The organism is Halomicronema sp. CCY15110 (genome assembly GCF_016888165.1).
In the GTDB taxonomy this organism is placed as follows: domain Bacteria; phylum Cyanobacteriota; class Cyanobacteriia; order Phormidesmidales; family Phormidesmidaceae; genus Halomicronema.
This window is the reverse complement of sequence record NZ_JACSWC010000334.1, coordinates 1-3,869: the sequence shown is the minus strand read 5'-3', so window position 1 is coordinate 3,869 and position 3,869 is coordinate 1. Positions and strand designations below refer to the sequence as shown.

The window sequence follows — 3,869 nt, the reverse complement described above, 5'->3', positions numbered from 1 at the left end:
TTTGGATCCAGATGACGAAATCAATAAATCCGCCTCTCTAGTTGTCGTCAGCCGACAGGCTCATTGTCGTCTAATAAACTCCCCAATAGCGGGCGAAACATGCTCTTGAATTTGTGCGCGCACCGTCGACTCAATCGCTCCTAACGTCGCCATCGGTTGGTTTTGCTCGCAGGCTTCTTGATACAGCAATTCCGCGATGCGTTGGCGGCATTGCAGCAGTTCTTGGCGTTCCTCTGGCGTCATGGTTGCCCCCTCAAAATATCGCTACAGCCTTACTCTAATTTTTCTCTCAAGAATGTGACGTGCTCCCACTTTATGAGCCAAAAGAGCGAGGGTATCTTTGTGCCAGAGGGCGATCGCATCCGGCGACACCCGTGCTAATAACGCCAACACCACCTGCCAACAACAGCCCTGAACGAGCCCCAACGCCCGTAACACCTGCCCTAATCCATCCAACCGCTTGAACGCGAGATCAAGGTCAACGCCCAGAAATGCTAACCACAGGTCTTGCTTAAAACTCCACCCACAGTCCAACTCAAATAAAGCAAGTTCGAGCCAGGTGGCCGGATTGTTAAAGGCTCCCGTTTTGAGGTCATGGGTGCCCGCTAAGACACACTGAGAACAACTGAGCCGACTGGCCCCCGCCACATAAGCCCAATGGCCCGAGAACCCACACAACGCCCGGTGATAAGTAGATGAACAGAAATAAACGTAGTGATGGAGGTAAGCTGAAGATCTACCCATTAGGCGGTTCCAGCTATGTCAACACCTCCCTTGCGAGTTGAACTGAGTGTAGAGGAAGACCGTACCCTGCAAGACTTGCGAGGGGCGTCTGGAGTGCCTCAACGCACCAAAGACCGGGCTGAAGCGCTGAGGTTAAGTCATCGGGGATGGACGCCTCAGGACATTGCTGAGTATCTAGGCTGGCGAGTGGCCACGGCCCGCACGGCGATTCATCGATGGCAGCAGGATGGACTGTCCGGGTTGTGGGATAGTCCCCGCCCAGGTCGTCCGCCGCAGTGTACGACCGCGGTGATGACCGCGTTGGAGCAGCACCTCTCGGCTGAGGAGCGCACGGTCAATAGTCGCCAACTGATGGATCATCTTTCTGACGTCCACGGCATCAGCCTCAGCCGAGGCCACTTGAGACGTTTACTGAAAAAAAAGATATCGGTGGAAACGCACCCGCCACAGTCATCGCCGCCGTCAAGACCCCGTGCTGCGAGCCCGGAAACAGGCTGACTTGGACCTTCTACAACAGGCCGCTCGTGACGGCTATATTCGACTGAAGTACCTGGATGAGTCGGGCTTCGATAGTTGGAGTCCCGTCAGCTACAGTTGGTCGTTAATGGGCACTCAAAAGTGCCAAGAGCAGACGGTGAAGCGCAGTCGACGGCTCAGTATTTTGGGCCTCTGGGAGCCGGGACGAGACATGCGTTACGGCTTAGTTGTCGGTAGTCTAACCAGTGCCAGTTACATCCATTTCATGGATTGGCAGGCCACCTGCGCCCAACGACTCTTTCAGCGCACCGGTATCGCTACCGTGATAGTCCAGGACAATGCCTCGATTCATACTAGTAAGGCCGTGCAACAGCGGCTTCCCATCTGGCAGGCCCAAGGCTTGGATTTCTTTCAACTGCCTCCGTACTGTTCGCAGATGAATGACATTGAGACCGAATGGCATCAACTCAAAGCCCATGAGATTCGAGGTGCGATGTTTGAAGACACCTACGACCTAGCAATGGGCGTGATTGCTGGATTGAACCGCCGAGGCATCCAGTCTGGTTATACCCTCAAACGCTTTAATTTTGCCTCTAAGCATCAGGCCAATCCTAAATTCCTCACAACCTAGCAGGACTACGTTTATTTAGAGCCACCTACTTAACACCCCTGCTTAAAGAGCCGTCGCCGCCCACTTAACTCCTGAAGCGAAGAACCCATCTCCTGCCAGACATCACCTTCCGACCAATCAAGAATCGAATGCCAATCCAACGCTAATCGCCCCGTCTTACTGTCATCCTCCAGGAATGCCGAAACCGCCCTGTCCGCCTGCACCTCCGGACTATCGCCCGCCGCCATCGTGTCTAAGTAAGCTTTTCCGGTAATGCCCTTTCGCACCTGACAGAACGGCTTTCGAGCGCGACTAGAAGACTCTTCCGCCCTGAGCCCAATAGCCGAGACCACACCTGAATGCTGCCGCATGTGCTTGTTGATCGGAGCGACCTTGGTATCCGACGTGCAAAACCGACAAGCTGCCGAAGACCAGGGCGGCGCTGCCCTGCCATCGCGCTCTAACGAGGCCCGTCGCTCGCCCCACTTCTCAATGAGTCCACCCTGGCCTCGCTTCACAAACACCAAAGGCACCGCTAACGCATCAGCTAAAGCCTTCAGATGGGTTTTCACCCCGGCCCACTCAATGCGCCCAAGATGAGCATGAATGAGATAACACCGACCGGGAAACCCCTGCTGCTTAAACCACCGCACGATCGCCCGCGCCATCGCATCACTGTCTTTACCACCACTGACCGAAATCGCCAGTGCAAAGCCCGCCGATAACGCCTTGTGAATCGCCGTAGGCACCTGAATCGTGCGCCCTGAATCACCTAAAAGAGAAAGCTGTTGTTGCACCTGCATGAATCTAAAAAACTGCCATCAAAACTGCTGCTGTCTGCCTTAGCCCTCCACCACCAGGACATAACTGTGAATGAGCGCTGGTAAGACCACCCGTTTCGGGCCACGAGCTAATACCCCTCCACTGCCATCGAAACGCCGTAACTTGTAGACTCGCGAATCACGCTCATAGCTGAGATTGAGTAGCCCGTGGTGCGTCTGAGCAATGCCGACTTCCCCGTACCGCCGTACCGCCCTTAAATCCGCCTCAGCGGCCCTCAGCACCGCCTCTCGTAGCGATCGCGGTAAGTCCCCGGTTCCCTTGCACGTTGAACACAACGGCCCATCCCCTGAACCCAAAGAACCGCTCAAAGCAACGCGACCGATCCCTTGACAAACTGGGCAGCCTGGAAAATCAAAAGCCATCACAAACCTTCCACCGAACTGACGCCATCCCACACTTGCTGTATTTGTCGTTCTCTAAGCCTTCAACCACACGACAAAAACAACCCAACCAGACCCGCGATCGCTACCCAGTCAGCCCCAGGACAAACTCGGTAGTGCCTTGAGTACGTTTGGCATACCAGAACCACTGCCCTGAGCGCTGGCCTGATTTCTTCTTGCCCGGTCGAAACCCACATGCCCGCAACAGTTGCCGAGTAGCCGGATCGGGTTTACCCGGAAAAAAGAGTTCAAAGCCATTTTTGGCGTGATTCTCCACCACCTCCACAGCTTGTAGGTCAGCCGCCGTAGCATGAGGTGCTGACGCATTCCAAGCTGACCCCGGCTTCAAGACAGACACCTCCGCCTCACCAGCACCGCCGCTACCGCCACAGAGATCGCGATCGCCCTCCTCATCAACCTCCTGAACCGGATAGAAAGACTGCTCAGCCAGGTAATCCATCACCAACCACTGAAGATCCTTCACACCTCCACCAACCCGCTGAGGATTCGCCTCATGAGGAATATGAGGTGAAGCAAACTCTGATGGCCCACAGACCACCGTGGGTACTGGCTCCACCCCCCAATCCCGACAAACCGTCCTCACGGCTGCTTCAAAGACCGCGATCGAGAACCGTCTTTCACAGTGGACATAGCGATTGCCGCCAGAGAGGATTTCTCCCGACCCTTCATCGCGTCGGATGGATTCATACCTATTAGCGATCGCATCCACCTCAGAGACTGGTTAAACTCATCGCCGGGGTCGCCCCCGACGATGGTCTACAGAACCGGACGTGAAAGTTTCCCTTCATCCGGCT

5 protein-coding genes and 1 pseudogene are annotated in these 3,869 nt (G+C 55.3%); 1 reads left to right on the top strand and 5 read right to left on the bottom strand.

The genetic code is table 11. From position 1 onward, the window contains the following. Window positions 1–60 precede the first annotated feature (60 nt). The gene (locus JUK32_RS16080; RefSeq protein WP_204139882.1) at window positions 61–243 is read right to left on the bottom strand and encodes a hypothetical protein; all 183 of its coding nucleotides are present in this window, start codon (window positions 241–243) and stop codon (window positions 61–63) included. Between the two features lie 21 nt (window positions 244–264). Continuing rightward, complete coding sequence (locus JUK32_RS16075; protein ID WP_204139881.1) at window positions 265–744, bottom strand: hypothetical protein; 480 nt, start codon at window positions 742–744, stop codon at window positions 265–267. A 15-nt stretch (window positions 745–759) separates the two neighbouring features. Between JUK32_RS16075 and JUK32_RS16070 the strand changes: the two are divergent. Next, window positions 760–1,852, top strand: a pseudogene (locus JUK32_RS16070) (IS630 family transposase). Window positions 1,853–1,881: 29 nt separating this feature from the next. On the opposite strand, the gene JUK32_RS16065 reads toward JUK32_RS16070, so the two are convergent. The 3 genes from JUK32_RS16065 to JUK32_RS16055 form a co-directional block, all read right to left on the bottom strand. Next, a complete protein-coding gene (locus JUK32_RS16065; RefSeq protein WP_204139880.1) occupies window positions 1,882–2,634 on the bottom strand; it encodes a phosphoadenosine phosphosulfate reductase family protein in 753 nt (250 codons plus the stop codon). Window positions 2,635–2,673: 39 nt separating this feature from the next. Next, a complete protein-coding gene (locus tag JUK32_RS16060; protein WP_204139879.1) occupies window positions 2,674–2,949 on the bottom strand; it encodes a hypothetical protein in 276 nt (91 codons plus the stop codon). A gap of 190 nt (window positions 2,950–3,139) precedes the next feature. Next, window positions 3,140–3,784, bottom strand: a complete 645-nt coding sequence (locus tag JUK32_RS16055; protein WP_204139878.1) for a hypothetical protein — start codon at window positions 3,782–3,784, stop codon at window positions 3,140–3,142. Window positions 3,785–3,869 lie beyond the last annotated feature (85 nt).